Annotated in this window: 22 protein-coding genes and 1 pseudogene; 10 read left to right on the top strand and 13 right to left on the bottom strand. The window is 55.2% G+C overall.

Annotated elements, in window-relative coordinates; genetic code table 11:
• Window positions 1–58 precede the first annotated feature (58 nt).
• The 3 genes from ACR0DG_RS02865 to ACR0DG_RS02855 all read left to right on the top strand — a co-directional run bounded on the left by ACR0DG_RS02865 (window position 59) and on the right by ACR0DG_RS02855 (window position 1,705).
• Window positions 59–646: a biotin transporter BioY gene (locus ACR0DG_RS02865; RefSeq protein WP_480694114.1), complete on the top strand. Its 588-nt coding sequence runs from the start codon at window positions 59–61 to the stop codon at window positions 644–646.
• A gap of 134 nt (window positions 647–780) precedes the next feature.
• On the top strand, window positions 781–1,338 hold the full coding sequence (locus ACR0DG_RS02860; protein ID WP_480694112.1) for a hypothetical protein: 558 nt from the start codon (window positions 781–783) through the stop codon (window positions 1,336–1,338).
• 10 nt (window positions 1,339–1,348) lie between these two features.
• Entirely contained in the window at window positions 1,349–1,705 is a 357-nt protein-coding gene (locus tag ACR0DG_RS02855; protein WP_480694110.1) for a hypothetical protein, read from the top strand.
• Window positions 1,706–1,710: 5 nt separating this feature from the next.
• Here the strand turns inward: ACR0DG_RS02855 and ACR0DG_RS02850 are convergent, their stop codons facing one another.
• Complete coding sequence (locus ACR0DG_RS02850) at window positions 1,711–2,925, bottom strand: bifunctional alpha/beta hydrolase/OsmC family protein (RefSeq protein WP_480694108.1); 1,215 nt, start codon at window positions 2,923–2,925, stop codon at window positions 1,711–1,713.
• Window positions 2,926–3,164: 239 nt separating this feature from the next.
• Here ACR0DG_RS02850 and ACR0DG_RS02845 point away from each other — a divergent pair, with 239 nt between their 5' ends.
• Entirely contained in the window at window positions 3,165–3,347 is a 183-nt protein-coding gene (locus tag ACR0DG_RS02845; protein ID WP_480694106.1) for a hypothetical protein, read from the top strand.
• A gap of 4 nt (window positions 3,348–3,351) precedes the next feature.
• Here ACR0DG_RS02845 and dddP read toward each other — a convergent pair whose 3' ends face one another.
• Window positions 3,352–4,695, bottom strand: a complete 1,344-nt coding sequence (dddP, locus tag ACR0DG_RS02840) for a dimethylsulfonioproprionate lyase DddP (RefSeq protein ID WP_480694104.1) — start codon at window positions 4,693–4,695, stop codon at window positions 3,352–3,354.
• Between the two features lie 125 nt (window positions 4,696–4,820).
• Between dddP and ACR0DG_RS02835 the strand changes: the two genes are divergently transcribed.
• Window positions 4,821–5,564 carry a heme-dependent oxidative N-demethylase family protein gene (locus ACR0DG_RS02835; RefSeq protein WP_480694102.1) on the top strand — a complete coding sequence of 248 codons (744 nt, stop codon included), beginning with the start codon at window positions 4,821–4,823 and terminating at the stop codon, window positions 5,562–5,564.
• Window positions 5,565–5,600: 36 nt separating this feature from the next.
• On the opposite strand, the gene ACR0DG_RS02830 is transcribed toward ACR0DG_RS02835, so the two are convergent.
• The 5 genes and pseudogenes from ACR0DG_RS02830 to ACR0DG_RS02810 all read right to left on the bottom strand — a co-directional run bounded on the left by ACR0DG_RS02830 (window position 5,601) and on the right by ACR0DG_RS02810 (window position 10,093).
• Window positions 5,601–6,515, bottom strand: a complete 915-nt coding sequence (locus tag ACR0DG_RS02830; RefSeq protein ID WP_480694100.1) for a hypothetical protein — start codon at window positions 6,513–6,515, stop codon at window positions 5,601–5,603.
• A 199-nt stretch (window positions 6,516–6,714) separates the two neighbouring features.
• A pseudogene (locus tag ACR0DG_RS02825) lies at window positions 6,715–7,504 on the bottom strand (lytic murein transglycosylase).
• Between the two features lie 68 nt (window positions 7,505–7,572).
• Window positions 7,573–8,217, bottom strand: a complete 645-nt coding sequence (locus ACR0DG_RS02820) for an MSMEG_1061 family FMN-dependent PPOX-type flavoprotein (RefSeq protein ID WP_480694098.1) — start codon at window positions 8,215–8,217, stop codon at window positions 7,573–7,575.
• A gap of 100 nt (window positions 8,218–8,317) precedes the next feature.
• Window positions 8,318–9,724: a type I glutamate--ammonia ligase gene (glnA, locus tag ACR0DG_RS02815; RefSeq protein ID WP_480694096.1), complete on the bottom strand. Its 1,407-nt coding sequence runs from the start codon at window positions 9,722–9,724 to the stop codon at window positions 8,318–8,320.
• A gap of 30 nt (window positions 9,725–9,754) precedes the next feature.
• A complete protein-coding gene (locus ACR0DG_RS02810; protein ID WP_170354532.1) occupies window positions 9,755–10,093 on the bottom strand; it encodes a P-II family nitrogen regulator in 339 nt (112 codons plus the stop codon).
• Between the two features lie 170 nt (window positions 10,094–10,263).
• On the opposite strand from ACR0DG_RS02810, the gene ACR0DG_RS02805 reads away from it, so the two are divergent.
• The 3 genes from ACR0DG_RS02805 to tig all read left to right on the top strand — a co-directional run bounded on the left by ACR0DG_RS02805 (window position 10,264) and on the right by tig (window position 14,905).
• A complete protein-coding gene (locus ACR0DG_RS02805; protein ID WP_480694094.1) occupies window positions 10,264–11,964 on the top strand; it encodes an NAD(P)H-hydrate dehydratase in 1,701 nt (566 codons plus the stop codon).
• A 288-nt stretch (window positions 11,965–12,252) separates the two neighbouring features.
• Window positions 12,253–13,389 (top strand): porin, encoded by a 1,137-nt coding sequence (locus tag ACR0DG_RS02800; protein WP_480707064.1) that lies wholly within the window; start codon window positions 12,253–12,255, stop codon window positions 13,387–13,389.
• Window positions 13,390–13,573: 184 nt separating this feature from the next.
• Window positions 13,574–14,905, top strand: a complete 1,332-nt coding sequence (tig, locus tag ACR0DG_RS02795; protein WP_480694090.1) for a trigger factor — start codon at window positions 13,574–13,576, stop codon at window positions 14,903–14,905.
• Window positions 14,906–15,003: 98 nt separating this feature from the next.
• Here tig and ACR0DG_RS02790 read toward each other — a convergent pair whose 3' ends face one another.
• From ACR0DG_RS02790 to rpsF, 6 genes are all read right to left on the bottom strand, one after another.
• Window positions 15,004–15,855: an acyl-homoserine-lactone synthase gene (locus tag ACR0DG_RS02790; RefSeq protein ID WP_480694088.1), complete on the bottom strand. Its 852-nt coding sequence runs from the start codon at window positions 15,853–15,855 to the stop codon at window positions 15,004–15,006.
• Window positions 15,856–15,952: 97 nt separating this feature from the next.
• Window positions 15,953–16,654 carry a helix-turn-helix transcriptional regulator gene (locus ACR0DG_RS02785; protein ID WP_480694975.1) on the bottom strand — a complete coding sequence of 234 codons (702 nt, stop codon included), beginning with the start codon at window positions 16,652–16,654 and terminating at the stop codon, window positions 15,953–15,955.
• A 207-nt stretch (window positions 16,655–16,861) separates the two neighbouring features.
• A complete protein-coding gene (locus ACR0DG_RS02780) occupies window positions 16,862–17,341 on the bottom strand; it encodes a transglycosylase SLT domain-containing protein (protein ID WP_480694086.1) in 480 nt (159 codons plus the stop codon).
• 152 nt (window positions 17,342–17,493) lie between these two features.
• Window positions 17,494–18,117, bottom strand: a complete 624-nt coding sequence (gene rplI / locus ACR0DG_RS02775; protein WP_480694084.1) for a 50S ribosomal protein L9 — start codon at window positions 18,115–18,117, stop codon at window positions 17,494–17,496.
• Window positions 18,118–18,129: 12 nt separating this feature from the next.
• Window positions 18,130–18,357 (bottom strand): 30S ribosomal protein S18, encoded by a 228-nt coding sequence (gene rpsR / locus ACR0DG_RS02770; protein WP_005608650.1) that lies wholly within the window; start codon window positions 18,355–18,357, stop codon window positions 18,130–18,132.
• Between the two features lie 28 nt (window positions 18,358–18,385).
• A complete protein-coding gene (gene rpsF / locus ACR0DG_RS02765; protein ID WP_480694082.1) occupies window positions 18,386–18,739 on the bottom strand; it encodes a 30S ribosomal protein S6 in 354 nt (117 codons plus the stop codon).
• A 285-nt stretch (window positions 18,740–19,024) separates the two neighbouring features.
• Here rpsF and ACR0DG_RS02760 point away from each other — a divergent pair, with 285 nt between their 5' ends.
• Together ACR0DG_RS02760 and ACR0DG_RS02755 are read left to right on the top strand one after the other, a co-directional pair.
• Window positions 19,025–19,543, top strand: coding sequence for a hypothetical protein (locus ACR0DG_RS02760; RefSeq protein ID WP_480694080.1), 519 nt, complete (start codon window positions 19,025–19,027; stop codon window positions 19,541–19,543).
• Window positions 19,544–19,669: 126 nt separating this feature from the next.
• A complete protein-coding gene (locus ACR0DG_RS02755; RefSeq protein ID WP_480694078.1) occupies window positions 19,670–20,242 on the top strand; it encodes a YceI family protein in 573 nt (190 codons plus the stop codon).
• Window positions 20,243–20,261 lie beyond the last annotated feature (19 nt).

Below are 20,261 nucleotides of genomic sequence, written 5' to 3'. Positions count from 1 at the left end.
ACCGCTCTGACAGGGCATTGCTGTCGCAGAATTACGATCCGAAGTGGGAGAAGTGAAGATGAATGCAAACGTACTGGCCAACGCATTTGGCCCGCGTGAGGGTACAGCGCTGCGTGTCAAGCAGGCGATCCTGGTCGCGCTGGGCATCGTGGCTCTGGCCGTTGCCGCCAAAATCAAAGTGCCGATGTGGCCGGTCCCAATCACAATGGGTACTTTTGCCGTTTTGACCATCGGTACCGCCTATGGTGCGCGTCTGGGTCTGGTCACCATGCTGGGTTATCTGCTGATTGGTGCTTTGGGCTTTGATGTATTTGCCGGCTCGTCGGCTGAGAAATTCGGCCTGACTTACATGATGGGCGGAACTGGCGGCTATCTCGTCGGTTACCTGATGGCGACCGTCCTGCTGGGAGCTCTGGCCGCGCGTGGCTGGGATCGTTCGATCGGCAAGATGGCAGTTGCGCTGGTTCTGGCGAATGTTGCGATCTATTTGCCGGGCCTGTTGTGGCTGGGTCAGCTGTACGGCTGGGATCAACCTATCCTGGCATGGGGTTTGACGCCGTTCCTGGTGGGTGATGCTATCAAGCTGGTTCTGGCTGCTCTGCTGATCCCGGGCCTGTGGAAACTGGTCGGCGACGCCCGCGCCTGATTTCCAGCCAGACTTAACAATCTTACCCGCGCCCGGAGCGATCCTGGCGCGGGTTTTTTGTTTCACGACAGCACTGGACAAAGCCGTTTGCCAAGGTCCACTCTGATGCAACAGAAACAACAGGTTATCATGATATGTTTTTTCGTTTGAGTTCCACATGCGCCGCTATTGCAGCGGCTTTGTTGATGGCTGCGCCAGCTTCGGCTGAAACGCCTGTGACCTACACGGATGGCGGGCGCGCGTTGTTCAGTTTCTCGGTCCCGGACTTCTGGGCTGTTCGCACCGGCGGGCCGCGTGAGATTGAAGACACTGAGCTGGAGGATCCGCGCGCTGTGGCTCGTGTCATGGGGGTGCGCCCTTTGACAGACGATAACGTCTGGATCGGATTCGTATCCCCGGCAGGAGTGGCATCGATCGAAGGTGGGCTGCGCTATCTGCAGGACGTCGATAAGTTTCTGGTTAAAGATCCCGAGGTCTCTGAAGCCGTTTCACTAAGCATTGGAGGACTGCCCGCACGCGTGGTCCGAGGCACAGGAAGCCGAGAGGGGCGTGGCGTGAACTTCACCGCCACCGTTATCGATCTGCCCGGTGACCGTGTCGCCGTAGCCGTCGCGGTCTTACGAGACGGCGCAGACCCGGCTTATGTGGACGATCTGAACGCGGTTTTCGCCTCGTTCCGGTCTGCGCGATAAGGAGGGGCAGATGACACGTAAACTGATCAAACGGTCCATCCTCGCCCTAGGAATGGGAATTGCTGGTTTCACGATAACCGCATGCGACGGCGTAACGGTGGGTGTCGGTTATGGCTACGATCCATTCTACGACTCGTTGCTGTGGAACGACTATTATCACGATGTTGACGTAGACATTGATGTGGACCGTCCCAATCGCCCCCGGCCGCCCGAAGGCAAACCGCCTGTGCGACCCAAGCCGCCAGTTGGGAAACCGCCTGCGCGCCCAAGACCGCCTGTGGCAAAACCACCGGCGCGGCCACGCCCACCCGTTGCGCGCCCACCGGCTGCGCGGCCGCCGATCCATCGCCCGTCTCCACGGCGTTAAGGGGGTTAAGACAGCAGTTCGGTCGTGATCTTTGCAGTGCCTTCAAGTGTCCTGTGTACAGGGCACTTGTCGGCGATCTCTAACAGACGCGCGCGCTGTTCCTCATCCAGTGGGCCTTCGAGACGGATTTTCCGGCGAAACAGATCGACCTTCGCATCACTCACCAGACCCGCGTCTTGTGCGTGAACCTTGTCATGGCAGACATCGACCATAATACCGGTCAACGGCCATCTTTTTCGACGGGCGTACATGCGGATGGTCATCGAGGTGCATGCCCCCAAACCTGACGAGACAAACCCGTATGGGGACATGCCCCGATCAGTGCCGCCATATGACGCCGGTTCATCTGCGACGACATGGTGACGGGGGCCGGATTGGACGTCTTGCAAAAAGCCGTTGGGATCAGCCTCAGTCACGCGCACAACACCTTCCGGAGCACCCGGCGGCGGGGCAGGAGGGCAGAGCGTCACGTAACGCGTCACCCAGGCTGAGATGACGTCTGCCGCATATTCGGCGTCCGTGGCGCGGGTAATCAGGTGATCGGCATCATCCAGCGTTACAAAGCTTTTGGGGTGTTTCGCAGCCATAAAGATCGAACTTGCGTTGTCGATGCTGACGGTTTCATCCAAAGGGGCGTGCAGGATCAGCAGGGCAGCTTTCAGTTCCTGTATCGCGGGGGTCAGTGCAGCTTGTGAAATGTCGTCCACAAAGGCTTTGCCAATACGGAAGGGTCGACCTCCCAATGAGACTTCGGCAGATCCTGCTTCCTGGATTTCGGTTAAGGCGTCTTCGAAGTGGTGGGAAACATGGCCCGGATCGAAGGGCGCACCCAAGGTGACCACGGCCTTGACGCTGGGGATACCTGCGCGGGCACGCAAGACGGCCGCCCCGCCCAGTGAATGGCCAACAAGCAAAGCCGGGGGCATATCTCGCCCGGCCAGGTAGTGCGCAGCGGCAATCAGGTCTTCGACATTGGATGTGAAGGTCGTGTTGGCGAATTCACCCTCGGAATGCCCAAGGCCGGTGAAGTCAAACCGCAGCACAGCGATGCCCATCGCCGCAAGTCGTGCGGCGATCCTGCGGGCCGCTGTAATGTCTTTTGAGCACGTAAAACAATGCGCAAACAATGCAGTCGCCAGTACAGGCCCGTCCGGCAGATCTAGGCGCGCAGCAAGCTGATTGCCGTCGTGGCCGGCAAAGTTAACGCGTTCGGTGGGCATGGTAGTTCCTTACGTATCGGGTTGCCGCCAATACTGTGGTTATCAGAGAATGCGCTCAACCCCCAAGTGGGCAGCGTCACGTGAAGGTGAGTAATAAGTAGGCATCCAAATCGGGCGCTTGTTCGTAAGCGCTTCGCAATAGTTCAATTTCTGTGATGATATGGCGCTTAATTATTCGTTTTAATTATTTCACCGATGCGCCCATGTTGAAGCTGTGTTTAATCAGCCAGGAGGCAACTATGGGAAATGTCACGTCACCGCAGCATGTTGCAGTACTTCGCCCCGATCTTTTGCTTGTGGCAGCCCTGACCGCTGCAATCGGGTTCAGCGCCGGGCAAAATTGGCCGCAATCGAAACCGGTTGCGACCATAGAAGCAGAGGATTGGCACGGAAACGTCCGGCGTTCGAATTGGCCGGACTAAGACGCTACGCCAGACCCATCAACTGTGGATCAAATGGGTAGGTTGTCAGGTTCTCGTACCCGTCTTCGGTGATCAGAACCTGATCCTCCAACTTGATCGAGAAGTCACCGCCGACCTCACCAACGGCAGCCTCAACGCATAGAACCATGCCCGGCTCCAGCGCGTAATCGTATGAACCTGCGACGGCCTGATCAGGGTAAGCGACCAGAGGCCATTCATCACACAGGCCAACCCCGTGCATCAGGCACCCGTATTTCTGCGCCTGGAATTTGTCGTCCAGCTTGTGGCAGTTAGCGGTCAGTTCGGGGATCGTCACGCCGGGTTTCAGCATTTCCATGTTGGTCATGATGTGCTCATGCGCGTGCTGCATTGCATAAATCATATCGGCGCGGGGCTTTTCATCCCCGATCCACCACGTGCGCGAGATATCAATGCAGATGCCGTATGACCCGATCAGGTCGGTATCAAAGGCAATGATTTCGTTCTTTTGCGTGATGCGAGGGCCGCATTCCTGAAACCAAGGGTTGGTACGTTGACCCGAGGCCAACAAGCGGGTTTCGATCCATTCGCCGCCGCGGCGGATGTTTTCGGCATGCAGAACAGCCCAAATGTCATCTTCCGAGGTTTTGTCGTCACCTACATTCGCGCGGGCGAATTTCTCCATCTCGGCAACAGCGGTCTCGCAAGCGTGGTTGGCGCAGCGCATGGCCAGGATTTCGTCCGGCCCCTTGATAGCGCGGGTTTTTTCCGTGACCTCTTCGCCTTCCATGATCTCGAACCCTTGCGCCTCAAGCGCGCGAAGGCCGTGCAACATGATCTTGTCCACGGCCAAACGTTTGTTGCCGCCGCTATGCTCTTCGATCAGTACGCGCACTTCGTTCGAGAAAACATCCGCCGCCACGTCGACCTTGTCGCCCCGGTCGAAATAGAACAGGTCAGCGCCCGAGCGCTGTTCGCGTACCAGTGGGTTGAACGTCGACAGGAAGGGCGAGTTTTTATAGTCCCAGATCACCATGTAGCCATCTGCACACAGCAACACGGCACGGAAAGGGTTGTGCGTGTTCCAAAGCTGCATGTTGGTGCTGTCGGTTGCATAACGGATGTTCAACGGATCAAACATCAGCAATCCGCCATAGCCCCGATCGACGACGGCTTGCGTCAGGCGCTTCCAGCGGTGTTCTCGCATGCGGGCGAGGTTCGGCAGGGACAGGCCTGCAGCTTCCCATTCGGCAAAGGCCAGTTGTGTTGGGCCAATTTCGATCCGGTCCAGCTCATTCGGTGTGCCATCGCCCAGGGTGGCGCCTTTGTTCGGGTCGATCTTTCGGTTGTCCCGATAGTGCTGGTTCATGGTGAGTCTCCCTGCCTGAGTTCGTCGAGAATGGAGAATCTGTTTCGAGTCGTCTTTAGAAAATGCGACCGGAAAATCGTCGTTTTTTGGCCGACACCTAAACGATCTGATGCTAAGCAAACCTCATGGCGACAATCCTGCAGACCTCGATCCCATATAATCCAATGAAACCACGCCCTTTGCCGGGCATTCTACCAACCAGTTTCGATCACTGGTTACATCGGGACGACGCATTTAACGAACAGATGCAACATCGCGACAATCTGCTGCGCGACCGACGCGCAGACGTGCTGGCATTGGATCCCAACGCTGAGCCTGCCGCGCAAGAGTTGTTGGATATGGTGCTGGAACAAGCCTATCCCGAATGCGTAGATCGAGCAGATCGACCGGACGGTCAAGCCGTAGAAATCGACCGCTCGCAACCGCTGGATACGTTGTGCAGGTTGGCTCAGGAAGATTTCTGTATTTTGCAAAAACACGGCGACGAACATGTCCTGACCGGAGCCATTCTGTGTTTTCCAGCCAGTTGGACCTTGTCAGAGAAATTCATGCGCCCGTTGGTCGATATTCATGTTCCGGTTTCAAGCTACGACGAAAACATCGCGCGCCGCGTGCAGCGCCTGTTTGACGGGATACAAATCGGGCGACCGCTATGGCGGTTTAATGCGCTTTGGTATGACGACGCCGAGCTGTTTCAACCGCGCAGCGCGAAGGAGCCAAGAGAAATCACAGTCAAGGGATCGGCCGGTTTTTTGCGCAGTGAGCGTCAGACGCTGCTGCGGCTACCCAGAACACAGGCCGTGGTCTTTTCGATACATACTTATGTGCTGGCCGCTGACCGTATCCTGAAAACGGAAGACCCCGCCTGATGGCGGGGCCTCCTAGGAGGGTCTTGGTTTCGTGTGTTACATGCCCAACGCGTTGACCACGCCCGCGAATGCTCCGCTTGTGCTGAGAGCGGAGATCGCGACCGTGTAGGCAAGTACCTGTGTATTAAGGCGAAAATCTTCGCCTCGTATCAGGTTCACAGCGGCCATTGAAGCCGCAATCGGCACGGATACGCTGGCCACGGCACCTGTTAGTCCCCAACTTGTCAGTCGCAGGATGTCACTGGGATGTTCGTGGTCGAGGGGGTGCGTATCCTCCCGATCGGTTGGCTGCTCGATAGGTTCTGTCCGAAAAGCGATGCTGAGCAACTGCTCATCTGACAACTGGATCGGCCGGGCTGCCGTTTTCGGCGCCTTTTTTTGTGGCTCGTCCAGATGGTCTTCCTCAATGGTGTCCAGTCCCGCAAATGGGCCAGAAACCGCCTCGAAAATCTGTTTTCTATTCCGCTTTTTTTTAACGGGGGGCAGAGTGTCAAACGCACTCATGAATTGCTGGATGGTCAACACGGTGTTGGGCGAAAGCCACTCGACGCGCTGCGTCGCGCAAATATCGACCATCCGATACAAAATGACGACCAGCATAAGCTCGGAAATTTCGCTGTCGTCCAGCAGCTCGGAAACCGGGGTTATCGTGATTGTAAGCCGGTTCTGCGGGAGCGTCACAACCGGCTTTTGAAGCGTTTTCAACTCGGCCGTACGGTCATCGCCGACAAGGTTGGTTTCCTCTGCAGGGACCTGCGTATCGAGTGTCAGGCGCACAAGGTATTGGTTACAAACAATGCTGGCTTCGGTCGCGTTCAGAACGTTCTTGCGCTCAACAAGATGGCCATAATCTTCCAAAGTCGCAGCGACAATTGCGCTGAACCGCTCGACCGCGCCATCGGTCTCACCGTCAAACTGCAAACCACCGTGATAGCTGTTCTTCGGAGTCACTGCGCATTCCTTTGTCGCACTTTTGCTTGAGATCCAAATTAGCAAGGGAAAAAGGGCAGATTTGGGCAAAAATGGAAAAAAATGACAAAACGCTAAGATTGGTTACGCTATGGAAACCTAGGCATTTTAAGGGCCGTTTAATGTCTGTGGCGACAATGTGGCTGAATTGAGGAAGAGCTACACTTAATTGTGACCGTGCCTAATTATCGATTCGGGCGGCCATGATTGCGATGGATTGTTGGTACACCGTCGCGGCATTCCACTGCTGAATGACGGCAAAGTTCGGTTGTCCTTGCTGGTAGCCGCGCCCCTTTTTCCAACCCTTTTTTCGCAAAAAGTTGGCTGTCGAGGCCAAGGCATCTGTCATGTTGTAGAAATCGACCTTGCCATCGCCAGTGGCGTCCACCCCAAAGTCGAGCGCATTGCCTGGCAAGAACTGAGTGTGCCCCAATTCGCCATGTTTTGCCCCTTTGGTCTGGGTCGTAATGCTGCCTTGATCTACAAGTTTCAGGGCTCCGATAGCGTGCGGGATAAAGAACTCGGATCGGCGACAATCATACGCTAGCGTGGTTATTGCGGAAACAACTTGACTGTCGCCCATGAAATTCCCGAAACCCGTTTCCATTCCATGAATGGCGAGCAGCACGCCGGCAGGGACGCCGTACTGGCGTTCGAGCGTTTCGTAAAACTGTGGGTTGCGGGCCTTACGTTTGCGACCTTGGGCAACGATTGTGTTGGCGCCGCGGACCTGCATGAATTTGTCCAGTGAGTACTTGAAACTTTTCTGATTGCGATCCGCTGCAATTGTTCGCGTCGCGTAAGAGCTTTGCGCCAGTGCTTGAAGCCCTTTTTTCCGACCCCCCGGCGCGTTTGGCTTGCTTTGCAAAATCGGCCTTCCACGCTTCAAAGCCCGCACTTGTGTTGCCGCAGGTTGCCGCCATGCCAGTCGCTGGTAGGGCCAGCAATAATGCGAGTGCGAAACGCAACATCGTTGAACTCCCTTAGTTCAAAATGATACCTGAAAGCCTATTGCGAACATGCCCTTCGGCAAAGGGATTTAATACAGGTCCAACTCGCCTGTGCCTTTGAGGCTTTCAAACCATTCCTCAGGCGTTTTGTTTATCTTTGCGTGCCGGACCATCATTGCATTCATATTCGGCAGGTTCGACGAATCCTTCCATTCTTCCGGTTGCCACAGGTTCGCGCGGATGACGCATTTTGGGCAATGCGCGAAAACGGTGTGGATGTGGATCAACAAGGCCAGTTTTGGGGCGTGACCCTGAACAGACATGCTTTCCAAAAGATCTTTGTCGGCGCAAATGCGGGCCTCCCCGCGAATGCGTAGGGTTTCCATTTTGCCCGGAACGAAAAAGATCAGGCTGACGCGCGGGTCTTTCAGGATGTTGTGGAACGTATCGACACGCTTGTTTCCAGGGCGATCGGGGATCGCAATCAGGGTCTCTGAGATGACCTCTACAAAACCCGTGGGATCACCTCTTGGCGATATGTCCAGATGCCCGTCCGGATTTGCGGAGGCGATCAGACAAAAAGGTGAGGCGGCGATAAAATCGCGGCACATCTCGTCCAGAGCGGACAGCTCTTTGGCAATGATTTGGGGAAGAGGGGCGCCGACAATTTGCTCCAGCTCTTCCGTTGATGTCAAAATGTCCGAGAACTGCGAGAAGGGGGCGTCTGAGGGCATGCGATCTCTCCTAACCGGGTATGTCGATTGTGAAAGATGCGTCCCAATGAGACAAGGGCGCCCTTTCGGACGCCCTTGAAGAAGTAAACCCAACGCCGGATTAGCAGCTGTAGTACATGCCGTATTCAACCGGGTGCGGGGTGTGCTCGTAGGTTTCGACCTCTTCCATCTTCAGTGCGATGTAGCCGTCGATCTGGTCTTTGGTGAACACGTCGCCCTGCAGCAGGAAGTCGTGATCGGATGCCAGAGCTTCCAGAGCTTCACGCAGCGAACCACATACGGTCGGGATGTCGGCCAGTTCTTCGGCAGGCAGATCGTACAGGTTCTTGTCCATGGCTTCGCCCGGATCGATCTTGTTCTTGATGCCGTCCAGACCGGCCATCAGCAGAGCGGCAAACGCCAGGTAGGGGTTTGCGGCCGGATCGGGGAAGCGGGCCTCGACGCGCTTGGCTTTCGGGCTTTCGGTCCACGGAATACGGACACAACCCGAACGGTTACGGGCCGAGTAGGCGCGCAGAACAGGGGCCTCGAAGCCCGGGATCAGACGCTTGTAGCTGTTGGTCGACGGGTTGGTGAAGGCGTTCAGCGTTTTCGCGTGCTTCAGGATACCACCGATGAAGTACAGAGCCTCATCCGACAGGTCAGCGTATTTGTCGCCAGCGAACAGCGGCTTGCCGTCTTTCCAGATCGACATGTTGCAGTGCATGCCGGTGCCGTTGTCACCTGCGATCGGCTTCGGCATGAACGTGGCCGATTTTCCGTAGGCGTGCGCGACGTTGTGGATGACGTACTTGTACTTCTGCAGTTCGTCGGCTTGCTTGGTCAGGCTGTCAAAGATCAGGCCCAGTTCGTGCTGACAGGACGCAACCTCATGGTGGTGCTTGTCAACTTTCATGCCCAGACGCTTCATGGTCGACAGCATTTCCGAACGCAGATCCTGCGCTTCGTCAACAGGGTTTACTGGGAAGTAACCACCTTTGACGCCCGGACGATGGCCCATGTTGCCCATCTCGTACTCGGTGTCGGTGTTCCACGACGCGTCGGTCGCATCGACCTCGTAAGACACTTTGTTGATGCTGTTTGAGAAGCGAACGTCGTCAAACAGGAAGAATTCAGCTTCGGGACCAAAGTAGGCAACATCACCGATACCCGAAGATTTCAGGTATGCTTCGGCTTTTTCGGCTGTGCCGCGCGGGTCACGCTCATAGGCCTCGCCGGTGTCAGGCTCAACAACCGAGCAGTGAATGCAGATTGTCTTTTCCGCGTAGAACGGATCGACATAGGCGCTGTCGGTGTCGGGCATCAGTTTCATGTCGGATGCTTCGATCGACTTCCAACCTGCGATCGACGAGCCGTCAAACATAAAGCCTTCTTCCAGGAAGTCTTCGTCAACCTGATCAGACATGATTGTGACGTGCTGAAGTTTGCCGCGCGGGTCGGTGAAACGGATATCGACGTATTCAGCATCCTCGTCCCGGATCAGCTGAAGAACTGCGTCCTTGCTCATACTCTCTATTCCTCTGATTGGAGTGTTCGATTACAGCGCTTCCGAACCGGTCTCGCCGGTCCGGATGCGAATGGCTTGTTCAACAGGCGATACAAAAATCTTGCCGTCGCCAATCTTGTCGGTTTTCGCAGCCGAGACGATCGCGTCGATGGCGGCATCGACCTGATCGTCGTCCAATACGACTTCGACCTTTACCTTGGGCAAGAAGTCGACAACGTATTCCGCACCACGGTACAATTCGGTGTGGCCTTTCTGACGGCCAAACCCTTTCACCTCGATTACGCTAAGACCCTGGACACCAACGTCCTGCAATGCCTCTTTTACTTCGTCGAGTTTGAACGGTTTGATGATCGCTTCGATCTTCTTCATCCCGGGCTCCCTTTAACTCTTGTCAGGATGGCAGTGACCACGTCTAAGATCGGTCGGCAATCCGATTGCGAATTTGACCTTGTTTGGGTGCCGGGAAAAGAGGCGACGTGTTAAATTTTGATCGACTTGCGTAAAAAATAATCAAAATTGAATCGCCTGGAGATTTTGAGATGACGGAATTGCTTACCGCTGTGCAGATGCGTGCCATTGAGCAGGCAGCGATTGAGTCTGGTGAAGTGACTGGGCTTGAGTTGATGGAGCGGGCTGGACAAGGCGTTGTCGAGGCGATTTTCCAGGAATGGCCGGAGTTAACGCGGGGGCCAGCCCCCGCACCCCCGGGATATTTAGGGCCAGATGAAGGGGATCCATTGCGCGCAGTGGTGTTGTGCGGACCTGGGAACAACGGCGGTGACGGGTTTGTTGTGGCGCGTCTTTTGCATGCGCAAGGCTGGGGAGTAGACGTTTTTCTGTACGGTGAAGCAGATAAGCTGCCGCCAGATGCGAAGGCGAATTATGAGCGGTGGACGGCGCTTGGAGAGGTGGCGACACTGTCTCTTCCGATGCCAACGGGGCGCGAAGTGGAGTTTTTGGAGGAAAAGACCGCAAGAACTTTTGCGTCCAAGGGGCCGGACCTGGTTTTGGATGCTCTCTTTGGGACTGGCTTAACACGGCCCATTGAGGGGCTCAAAGCCGTTCTTGATGAAATTCAGATCAGTTCTGAAGCGGACATTGACCCATGGTGGCCGCGGGTCGTTTCGGTCGATATTCCATCTGGTGTGTGTGCCGACAGTGGCAGGACGTTGGGAGGCGATCCTGTTCAGGTTGGTGCGCATCTGACGGTTACTTTTCATAGTAAAAAGCCGGGCCATGTCCTTGCGGATGGCCCCAAATACTGCGGAGAAACCGCTGTAGTCGATATCGAACTATCCCGCCCGGGAGAACCGGGTTCGATTTCGCGCAACGCGTTAGTTGCAATGAGTGGCGAAAAAAAGCTGGGTCGGGTGCTGAGTGTGGAGGTGGATCGCAGTACTCTTTCTCCGTACCTGCGCAAAGAACCGTTTGAGCACAAATACAAACACGGGCATGCCCTTATCCTGTCGGGTGGTCCGGGCAAAACCGGTGCGGCGCGGTTGGCGGCCCGAGGTGCGTTGCGGATCGGAGCGGGATTGGTGACTCTGGGGGTGCCACCAGCCGCGCAGAGCGAAGTGGCGGCGCAGGTGACTGCTATCATGTTGCAGCGGGTTGACGGCGCTGAGGGGCTTTCGGATGTGCTGGGGGACGAGCGGCTGAGTGCTTTGTGCTTGGGGCCCGGATTAGGGATTGAGAGGGCGCGCGAACTGGTGCCGGTCGCGCTTCGGGCACAGCGCGCGACGGTGTTGGATGCTGATGCGCTGACGGCGTTTGCAGATGAACCCACAGCCTTGTTTCAGATGCTTCATAAGAACTGTGTTTTGACACCACATGGCGGCGAATTTGCTCGTCTTTTTCCCGATATTGCAGAGAATTTGGCTGTGACGCCGACCAAAGGCCCGGCCTATTCCAAGGTTGATGCAACGCGAGAAGCCGCCAAAAGGGCTGGGTGCGTGGTTCTGTTCAAGGGGCCGGATACGGTTGTTGCATCCCCTGATGGACGCTGCGCGATCAACGCGGCCGCTTACGCGCGTTCGGCCCCTTGGTTGGCAACAGCGGGCTCAGGGGATGTTCTGGCGGGTTTTGTTGTCGGCTTATTAGCGCGCGGGTTCGGTCCAAAGCAGGCAGCTGAAACTGCGGCTTGGTTACATGTTGAATGCGCGTTGCAGTTTGGAGCGGGGCTGATCGCAGAAGATTTGCCGGAACAATTGCCAAAGGTGTTCAGAAAACTCAATTTTTGAATTTTTAGGCGCGGAATAGCCTATGCGCCGTATTTTCGGCGACAACTGGCCGAACGTTAATAATATAGACACTATCGAATGTTTGCATTTTAGTGAGCTTCCAACCAAACTTCATCATGAGGGCGAGTTGTCGAAGGCCTAATAAATAAGCCTCTGAAATTACTTGAACTACTGCCGCTTAACCAAAGGTCGTGGGCGGCGTTCAATTGGAGCGCCGGGAACACTCGGGTGCCCGTGGCCCCAGGTGGTCTGGTGCCAAATCGCACCCGTCTGGAAACTGGAAGTATTATGGTGATCAAGATGGCCCACGTCTGCAATTTTAGTAGATCTCTGGCAGTTTTCTCAACAGTAATGGCAAGTTCTGTTGCGGCAGAATTGAAATACGAAAACAATACTGGCGGTTATGTGGAGTTGTACGGCCAACTCCACCCGGCGCTTGTATCAGTAGACGATGGACAAGAGACTGTTACGCGACTGCTGGACCATGACTTGTCTAACAGCCGCGTAGGGTTGCGGCTGATGCAACCGTACGGAAGCAACGAGTTCACTTTCCGTTTCGAAACAGGTCTGGGCCTGCCGAGCACCGGTACTGCCAATCAGGATGGCACGAACAACGATGGCTGGTCGCGAGAAGACATTCGCCATGTCGATTTTGCGTTGAAGGGCGGATACGGAAAGTTTTCAGCAGGTCAGGGAAGCATGGCATCTGATGGTGCTGCCGAAACGGATTTATCCTTCGTTGGGACGGCTCTCTACTCATTTACCAATGACGAAAACGGGGCATTCTTTTACCGTCAGGAAGACGGCGTTCTAAGCGGCATTACAGTCGGGGACTCAGCCAGTAACTTTGACGGCGCGCGCCGTGGTCGCATCCGCTATGACACGCCGGGTTTCAACGGGTTTTCCGCCGCGATTGCCTACGGGCAGAACATCCTCTCCAGCAGCGATGACGACGACTATTACGATATTGCCGTGCGGTACCGAAATACCTTTGGCAATGGGGCAGAATTCGCCGCAAGTGTCGCCTATGCCGTTCGGGATTTTGATGATGGAACAGGTGAACGTCGAGACACAATTGGGTCTGCGTCGGTTCTTTTACCCAGCGGCTTTAGTTTTACAGCGGCTTTGGGTGCACGTGATGACACAGCCGATGGGGCAAGCGATCCAAACTATTGGTATGCCAAATTGGCGTATGAAGCTGACTGGGTAACATGGGGAAAAACCGGCGTCGGCATAGACTATTTTGATGGGTCCGATTTCGAGAACGATGGGTCCAGTACCAAGTCCTGGGGTATCGCAGTGGTCCAGCGGATCGACAGTATCAACACGGATGCCTACCTTAAGTACCGCAACCATGATTTTGACGACACAGTCGACTTTGACGAGAACGAGGCCTGGGTTCTGGGCGCGCTCTGGAAATTCTGAGTATCGGTTGATCCGGACATGAAACGCTTTGCCATGGTTTGGGGCGTTTTTTTCTTCAAATCGGCGGCAAAACAAGGCTGATCCGGCCTTTGCCCCTTGCGCGTAGTCCGTTGGACAAATAGAAGGCCTCAAATTTGCCCGGCGCGCCGTTTTGCGCGCCCCGAATCCTATGGGGACTACCATAATGCAGGTTACCGAGACGCTGAATGAAGGTCTGAAACGCGGCTACAACATCGTCGTGTCCGCAGCTGAGCTGGACGACAAAGTAAATGAAAAACTGGTCGAGGCGCAGCCTGAAATTGAGATGAAGGGCTTTCGCAAAGGCAAGGTGCCGATGGCGCTGCTGAAAAAGCAGTTTGGTCAGCGTCTGTTGGGCGAAGCGATGCAGGAAAGCATCGACGGTGCGATGAACAAGCATTTTGAAGACAGCGGTGACCGCCCAGCTCTGCAGCCCGAGGTCAAGATGACCAACGAGGACTGGAAAGAGGGCGACGACGTCCATGTCGAGATGTCCTATGAAGCACTGCCTGCGATCCCAGAGGTCGACCTGAAATCTGTCGAGCTGGAAAAGCTGGTCGTCAAAGCAGACGACGCGGCCATTGAAGAAGCGCTGAACAACCTGGCCGAAACCGCGCAGGATTTCAAAGCACGCCGCAAAGGCTCGAAAGCCAAGGACGGTGATCAGGTCGTGATCGATTTCGTCGGCAAAGTGGATGGCGAAGAATTCGAAGGCGGTTCCGCCGAGGACTATCCGCTGGTTCTGGGTTCGAACAGCTTCATCCCTGGTTTTGAAGAGCAACTGGTTGGCGTCAAAGCCGAGGAAGAAAAAGACGTCAACGTGACGTTCCCTGCCGAATACGGTGCCGAGCATCTGGCCGGCAAAGAGGCCGTCTTCACCTGCACGGTGAAAGAAGTCAAAGAGCCTGTTGCCGCCGAAATTAACGACGAACTGGCCACTAAGTTTGGTGCCGAAGACCTGGCAGCACTGAAAGGTCAGATCGCTGAGCGTCTGGAAGCTGAATACGCCGGTGCATCGCGCGCGGTCATGAAACGTGCGCTGTTGGACATCCTGGACGAAATGGTCAAGTTCGAACTGCCGCCATCGTTGGTTGAGGCTGAGGCCAAGCAAATCGCCCACCAACTGTGGCACGAGGAAAACCCCGAAGTCGAAGGCCACGATCACGGCGAGATCGAGGCAACTGACGAGCATAACTCACTGGCCGAGCGCCGCGTCCGTCTGGGCCTGCTGCTGGCTGAGCTTGGTCAAAAGGCCGAAGTTGAAGTAACCGATGCCGAGATGACTCAGGCGATCATGAACCAAGCACGTCAGTACCCCGGTCAGGAACGTCAGTTCTTTGAGTTCGTGCAGCAGAACGCACAGATGCAGCAACAACTGCGTGCGCCGATCTTCGAAGACAAAGTCATCGACTACATCGTCGAATTGGCGCAGGTCGCTGACAAAGAAGTCAGCAAAGACGATCTTCAAAAGGCCGTTGAGGCATTGGAAGAGGAATAATCCTTTTCCGTCCAACTTGCTTGGACGCCAAAAAAACACGGAGCCGTCTGAAATAGACGGCTCCGCTTGAGTGGCTTTATACTCCTGAGGTGAGGGGGTCAGGCCTCATGAGCTAAAGCACGGGGGGTACTCATTAGGGCGATTTTCTGCTCTGGTGTGACCTTGTCCGAGAGCGCTTCGATCAGCCTTAGAACGTCATCGACCTCAGCTTTGGTCGTGGCTGCGCTTATCTGCTCGACAAAGTATCTTTCCATCTGCGTCAGCGGTTTGCGGTCGCAATTCGCCGCTTGTGGTTTGGCTTTCGCTTTTGCAATCAGGTCCAGCGCTTGTTCGTCTGTCAGAAAGACATCATGCCGGATGCCTGCATATTCGCGAATTCCAGAGATACGTTCGTCAGAACAATCCATCATCGCTGCCATCGCAACAACCTTGCCCATAGGTTTGGCGGTTCCAAGGTAGTCGTATGGCGCGTTGCCAGAACGTTGCAAAACGCGGTTCATCACAGGATCGATCACGGCAATCGAATCCAGAACACCTGCCGCCTTAGCGTATTCAAACGAACCAATCATGACCTCGCTGGTGACATAAGAGACCGAGTTTTTGCCGCGGCCGCGCCCCAGTTTCTTGGTGTCCACGCAGAACCGTGTGGCTTCCCATACCTGTGAGCTGCGGATTGGTGGTTCTCCGTCCAGAATTGAATTGAAAACATCTGACAGCATATGCGGACCGGTGGTTTGCAGCAGTCTCATGCAGCCAACGACGTCCCCATCGTCGTTGATGCTGACGACATGCGCCGGGTACAGCTCGTCAAATTGGTCGCGCTCGCGCCCATTTTTTATATGAACATCCCATCCCAGGCGATCGCCGAAAACGCGCGCACGCAGTTGGTGCATCTTGTCCAAGATGTCTTTGAATTTGTGTTGGTTAATACCATCAATCACGATGATCATTTCCATCCCCCTACAGTCTGGTTGCCGTGAACTGAAAATTAACCAACTCACGAACAGATGCTATTGGGGGTATCCCGTAGATTTTTGGTTTTTTTTATTAACCAGGGGAGATTAGGCCGAGTCCTATTGCGCGCCCGATGGCCTGTGGGGTGGACAATGCACCCAGTTTTTCGCGCCCTGAACGAACGTGCACTTCGACTGTTCTGTGCGAGATCGACAGGATGTCACCGATATCTTGCTGTGACTTACCTTCGGCGACCCACTGCAGGATCTCTTTCTCACGGCTGGACAACGATGGCAGATAGAGTGCCTTCGAGAGAAGACCAGATTGCATGACGGTATCGTGGGCTTGAACCGCAGCGAGCTGTAAATCACCCATGACGTTTCGCTTCAGCCCATCCCATTCTTCGTCAGTGCAGTCGCGAGTGACATTCAAAAGGCCACACTCACCATAAGGCCCGCGCACGGGAACAGTCAGCCCGCGTGTTGTAATGCCGAAATCATGGGCGTCTTTGAAGACCGTGTGAAATTTTTTATCGTGGTCAAAGCGGCCCCAATCCACCGGCGCGATGCTAAGCATGGATTGGTGGAGCGTCGGGTCGAATTGGTGAAAGCCATGCTTACCGTAGTGGATTTTCCACTCGTCCGGATAATTCGCGTATCCCTGAACATCCCCCTTCAGGGGGTTGAACGTGGCGTATGAGGCGTAGTCAAAGCCAAGTTCTTCACAGACTGCATTGATAATGTCGGCCGCCGACCTGTCTTGTTGGTCGATTGCGGCCAAGTCGATGAGTTTCAACTGTTCTACCTTCGTGGCAACCATCCTCTCCCCAGAGAATAGTCCTATCTGTCCAAACTAAAGTATACGTTGCGTCAACCAGCGATTGTGGGCAAGCAAATTGTGCATTGTGAATGGGCTTATTGCTAAGGATATCCATCCCTTGTCGGATTTAAGCCTGTAAACTAGGCTGCAATTTGCGGTTTTTCGCCCAAAGCACAGAGTACCTTACTTTTCTGGTACCAAACCTGTCTCGACCAGCATGCCGCGCGCCTTTGCTTCTGGCCAATAGCCTTTCGCATAGAGGAATATCGCCCTTTGCTGGTCTCCGTCCGACAACAGCCAGGCGCCGCGTAGGTACTTGCCCGCAAACTCCAGATTGGTGTCTGCGTCCAAAAGACCTTGTGGATCGCCGGTGTATCCCATGGACCTGGCGGTCGCTGGCAAAATCTGAAGCAACCCATAATAGGGACGGTTAACGGCCCAGGGGCGATGGGTGCTTTCACGGATTGCAAGTTTATGCACCAGCTCGCGGGGCAATTCGTAGTGATCGGCCCATTTGTTGATCGACTCACGCAATTCAGGCGTTTCATTCGGGTAAAGCGGCGGATCAAAAGCAGCCCGGGTCGGAGTGTCAGGCTCGCCGCATGCGGTTAGTGGCGCGGCCAAGATGAGGGCCAGCAAGCTGCGACGTGTGAAATATGTCATCGAGATCTCCGGGTTTGTTGAGGCGATGATAGGTGACAAACGTTCGACCGCAAGCATAGGTGGAAATTCAGGCTGAATTATGCCCGTGCTGCAAGTAAGCAAAAAGGCCGCACATTTTGCGCGGCCTTTTCTTAATCAGTGCACAGGGAAGATTAGGCTTTCGCTTCATCTTCTTCTGCTGCCGGAGCTTCTTCGGCGACCAGTTCGTCGTCTTCAGAAGCTGCAGAACCGATGTCGTCGAACAGTTCAGCGATTTCGAACTCTGCTGCGGCTTCTTCTTCCGCTGCCAGTTCCTGAATCGACTTACCGGAAGCCTGCAGTTCGGCTTCTTCTTCCGAACGGGCGACGTTCATCTGGATTTCGACTTCGACTTCGGGGTGCAGCTTGACCGCGAGGTTGTGCAGACCCAGTTCCTTGATCGGCGCGATCAGGGCAATCTGTTTCTTGTCGACGGTGAAACCTGCTTCGGTCGCGGCTTCTGCGGCGTCACGCGGGGTGACCGAGCCGTACAGAGCGCCTGCATCCGATGCCGAGCGAATCACGATGAACTGCTGACCGTCCAGCTTTTCAGCCAGTGCTTCAGCTTCTTTCTTGGTTTCCAGGTTGTGCGCTTCAAGCTGCGCCTTGCGGGCTTCGAACGAGGCGATGTTCGACTCGGACGCGCTCAGCGCTTTGCCTTGGGGCAGCAGGAAGTTGCGGGCGTAGCCGGGCTTGACGTCAACGACGTCGCCCATCTGACCCAGTTTCGCAACGCGTTCCAGAAGGATAACTTGCATGTCAGTCTCTCCTTACTTCACAGCGTAGGGCAGCAGGGCGAGGAAGCGGGCGCGCTTGATAGCACGGGCCAGTTCACGCTGCTTTTTCGCCGATACGGCGGTGATGCGCGAAGGTACGATCTTGCCACGCTCAGAGATGTAGCGCTGCAGCAGACGTGTGTCTTTGTAATCGATCTTGGGCGCGTTCTCACCCGAGAACGGGCAGACCTTGCGGCGGCGGAAAAATGGTTTTGCGGCCATGGTTTGGTGTCCTTTCGTCAGGCTTTGATCAGCGGCGCTCGCGGCGGCCTTCGCGCTCATCGCGCTTCTGCATCTGGACCGAGGGGCCCTCGGCATGCTCGTCGACCTTGATGGTCAGAACACGCATGACGTCTTCATGCAGGCGCATCAGGCGCTCCATTTCCTGAACCGCGCCAGCAGGCGAGTCGGTCTTCAGGAAGGCATAGTGGCCCTTGCGGTTTTTGTTGATCTTGTAAGCCATCGTCTTGACGCCCCAGTACTCGCTTTCGACGACGCTGCCGCCGTTGTCAGCCAGAACGGTGCCGAAGTGTTCGACAAGGCTTTCTGCCTGCGCGTTGGACAGATCCTGACGCGCGATCATTACATGCTCATACAGTGGCATGTGCACTCCTGTTTATATCAAGGCGCATTTCATAGGCGGGGCCATTCAACCCTTCGCGACCCTGCCACGAGAGGCTGCGCGATTCATACAATTAGCGAAGGATGGCCCCGTATACACGTTTATGGCGGAGGGGCAAGTCCCGTCACATATGCCTTGGTGAAGTCCCGCTATTTCCTTTGGGTCGCCCAATTCCTGACGCTTTTCAAATCGAAATTGGATGCCATACCGGGGACAAAGCCGGACCTACCGGACCCAAGACGGCAACCTGAACACAGGGTTAGAGAAATGACCGCGATTAATACGAATACACTCGAACAAACCGCCGAGAGCGGAGGCTTCGAAAAGTCTGTACCAGTTCTGATCAAGTTTGCACCGAACTGGAAGGTTCGAATGGTTTTGGCCCGCATGGTCGGAGCTTTTCTGATTGTGATGGCGTTTTCGATGTGGCTGGCCTCGGGGTCGACAATGGCTGCCGAAGTTTGGCCGATCAAGCTGGCAGCATCGCTTGCGTTTTTGGTGGTTGGTGTAAGCCTGCTGACCATCCAGGTGCTGGATTCGCGTCCAGATGCTTACTTTGATCCGATCCGTCGCGAGGTTCGGGTGCTGCAAAAGAACGAAAATGGTCGTCCGCAGACCGTGTTGCGCCGCAGCTACGATACGCTGGGTGGTGCGAAGTTCAGCGATGATCAGGTCGAACTGTTCGACGTGGACGGTAGCCTGCTGATGAAATTGCCGCTGCAATCGGCGGATGTCAGCCGAGCACTCAAAGGGCAACTGAGCGGAAGTGTAACAATCTTCGCCTAAAATTTATTCTGTTCATATAGGAACAGAAGTTGTGAGAGAATAAAGCTTGTGTGCCGCCCTTGGGCGGCACATTTTCGTTATCTAGCAACCCAATCGGTTTGCATCCACAACACTGCGGAGATTGTCATGAAATCCACCCTTCTTGCTGCTGCACTGGCCGTGTCGGCGACTTCGGCGTTTGCAAGTGCCGAGAAATACGTTTTGGACCCAAGCCACAGCCAGGTCATCTTCAACTACAACCACCTCGGTTTTTCGACGACCTATGGCATGTTCTCGGGTTTCGAAGGCGAGATACTGTTCGATCAGGAAAACCCTGCTGCATCCAGCGTAACTGTTTCCATGCCTGTCATCGAGATGTTCACCGGCTGGAAGCCGCGTGAAGATCACTTTATGACCGAAGATTTCTTTGGCGTGACCGAAGGTGACCTGATTACCTTTACTTCGACGGGTATCGAACTGACCGGTGAGAATACCGCCAACATCACCGGTGATCTGACCATGAACGGCGTAACCAAGTCGGTTGTTCTGGACGCCAAGCTGAACCAGGTTGGTGAACACCCGATGGCTGGCAAGCCATGGGCTGGTTTCGACGCAAAAACCACGCTGGTCCGCAGCGATTTTGATCTGGGCCAGTTCGCACCCTTTGTCAGCGACGAAGTTGAGGTTCAAATCTCGGTTGAGGCGCAGAAGGCCGAATAAAACAGTTTTGCTGTTCTGA

This window comes from Ruegeria sp. BG8, from assembly GCF_056538325.1.
Note: the sequence above shows the minus strand (reverse complement) of the source record. Positions and strands in the feature narration are given on the sequence as shown.

Bases quoted from the DNA above. Each gene is read 5' to 3' on its own strand.
- rplI (WP_480694084.1), bottom strand. From the start codon at position 18,117: ATGCAAGTTATCCTTCTGGAACGCGTTGCGAAACTGGGTCAGATGGGC.
- ACR0DG_RS02810 (WP_170354532.1), bottom strand. From the start codon at position 10,093: ATGAAGAAGATCGAAGCGATCATCAAACCGTTCAAACTCGACGAAGTA.
- ACR0DG_RS02760 (WP_480694080.1), top strand. From the start codon at position 19,025: ATGACCGCGATTAATACGAATACACTCGAACAAACCGCCGAGAGCGGA.
- ACR0DG_RS02790 (WP_480694088.1), bottom strand. From the start codon at position 15,855: ATGATCATCGTGATTGATGGTATTAACCAACACAAATTCAAAGACATC.
- ACR0DG_RS02855 (WP_480694110.1), top strand. From the start codon at position 1,349: ATGACACGTAAACTGATCAAACGGTCCATCCTCGCCCTAGGAATGGGA.
- tig (WP_480694090.1), top strand. From the start codon at position 13,574: ATGCAGGTTACCGAGACGCTGAATGAAGGTCTGAAACGCGGCTACAAC.
- ACR0DG_RS02780 (WP_480694086.1), bottom strand. From the start codon at position 17,341: ATGACATATTTCACACGTCGCAGCTTGCTGGCCCTCATCTTGGCCGCG.
- glnA (WP_480694096.1), bottom strand. From the start codon at position 9,724: ATGAGCAAGGACGCAGTTCTTCAGCTGATCCGGGACGAGGATGCTGAA.
- ACR0DG_RS02805 (WP_480694094.1), top strand. From the start codon at position 10,264: ATGACGGAATTGCTTACCGCTGTGCAGATGCGTGCCATTGAGCAGGCA.
- ACR0DG_RS02800 (WP_480707064.1), top strand. From the start codon at position 12,253: ATGGTGATCAAGATGGCCCACGTCTGCAATTTTAGTAGATCTCTGGCA.
- ACR0DG_RS02820 (WP_480694098.1), bottom strand. From the start codon at position 8,217: ATGCCCTCAGACGCCCCCTTCTCGCAGTTCTCGGACATTTTGACATCA.
- ACR0DG_RS02860 (WP_480694112.1), top strand. From the start codon at position 781: ATGTTTTTTCGTTTGAGTTCCACATGCGCCGCTATTGCAGCGGCTTTG.
- ACR0DG_RS02835 (WP_480694102.1), top strand. From the start codon at position 4,821: ATGGCGACAATCCTGCAGACCTCGATCCCATATAATCCAATGAAACCA.
- rpsF (WP_480694082.1), bottom strand. From the start codon at position 18,739: ATGCCACTGTATGAGCATGTAATGATCGCGCGTCAGGATCTGTCCAAC.
- ACR0DG_RS02845 (WP_480694106.1), top strand. From the start codon at position 3,165: ATGGGAAATGTCACGTCACCGCAGCATGTTGCAGTACTTCGCCCCGAT.
- rpsR (WP_005608650.1), bottom strand. From the start codon at position 18,357: ATGGCCGCAAAACCATTTTTCCGCCGCCGCAAGGTCTGCCCGTTCTCG.
- ACR0DG_RS02850 (WP_480694108.1), bottom strand. From the start codon at position 2,925: ATGCCCACCGAACGCGTTAACTTTGCCGGCCACGACGGCAATCAGCTT.
- ACR0DG_RS02865 (WP_480694114.1), top strand. From the start codon at position 59: ATGAATGCAAACGTACTGGCCAACGCATTTGGCCCGCGTGAGGGTACA.
- dddP (WP_480694104.1), bottom strand. From the start codon at position 4,695: ATGAACCAGCACTATCGGGACAACCGAAAGATCGACCCGAACAAAGGC.
- ACR0DG_RS02755 (WP_480694078.1), top strand. From the start codon at position 19,670: ATGAAATCCACCCTTCTTGCTGCTGCACTGGCCGTGTCGGCGACTTCG.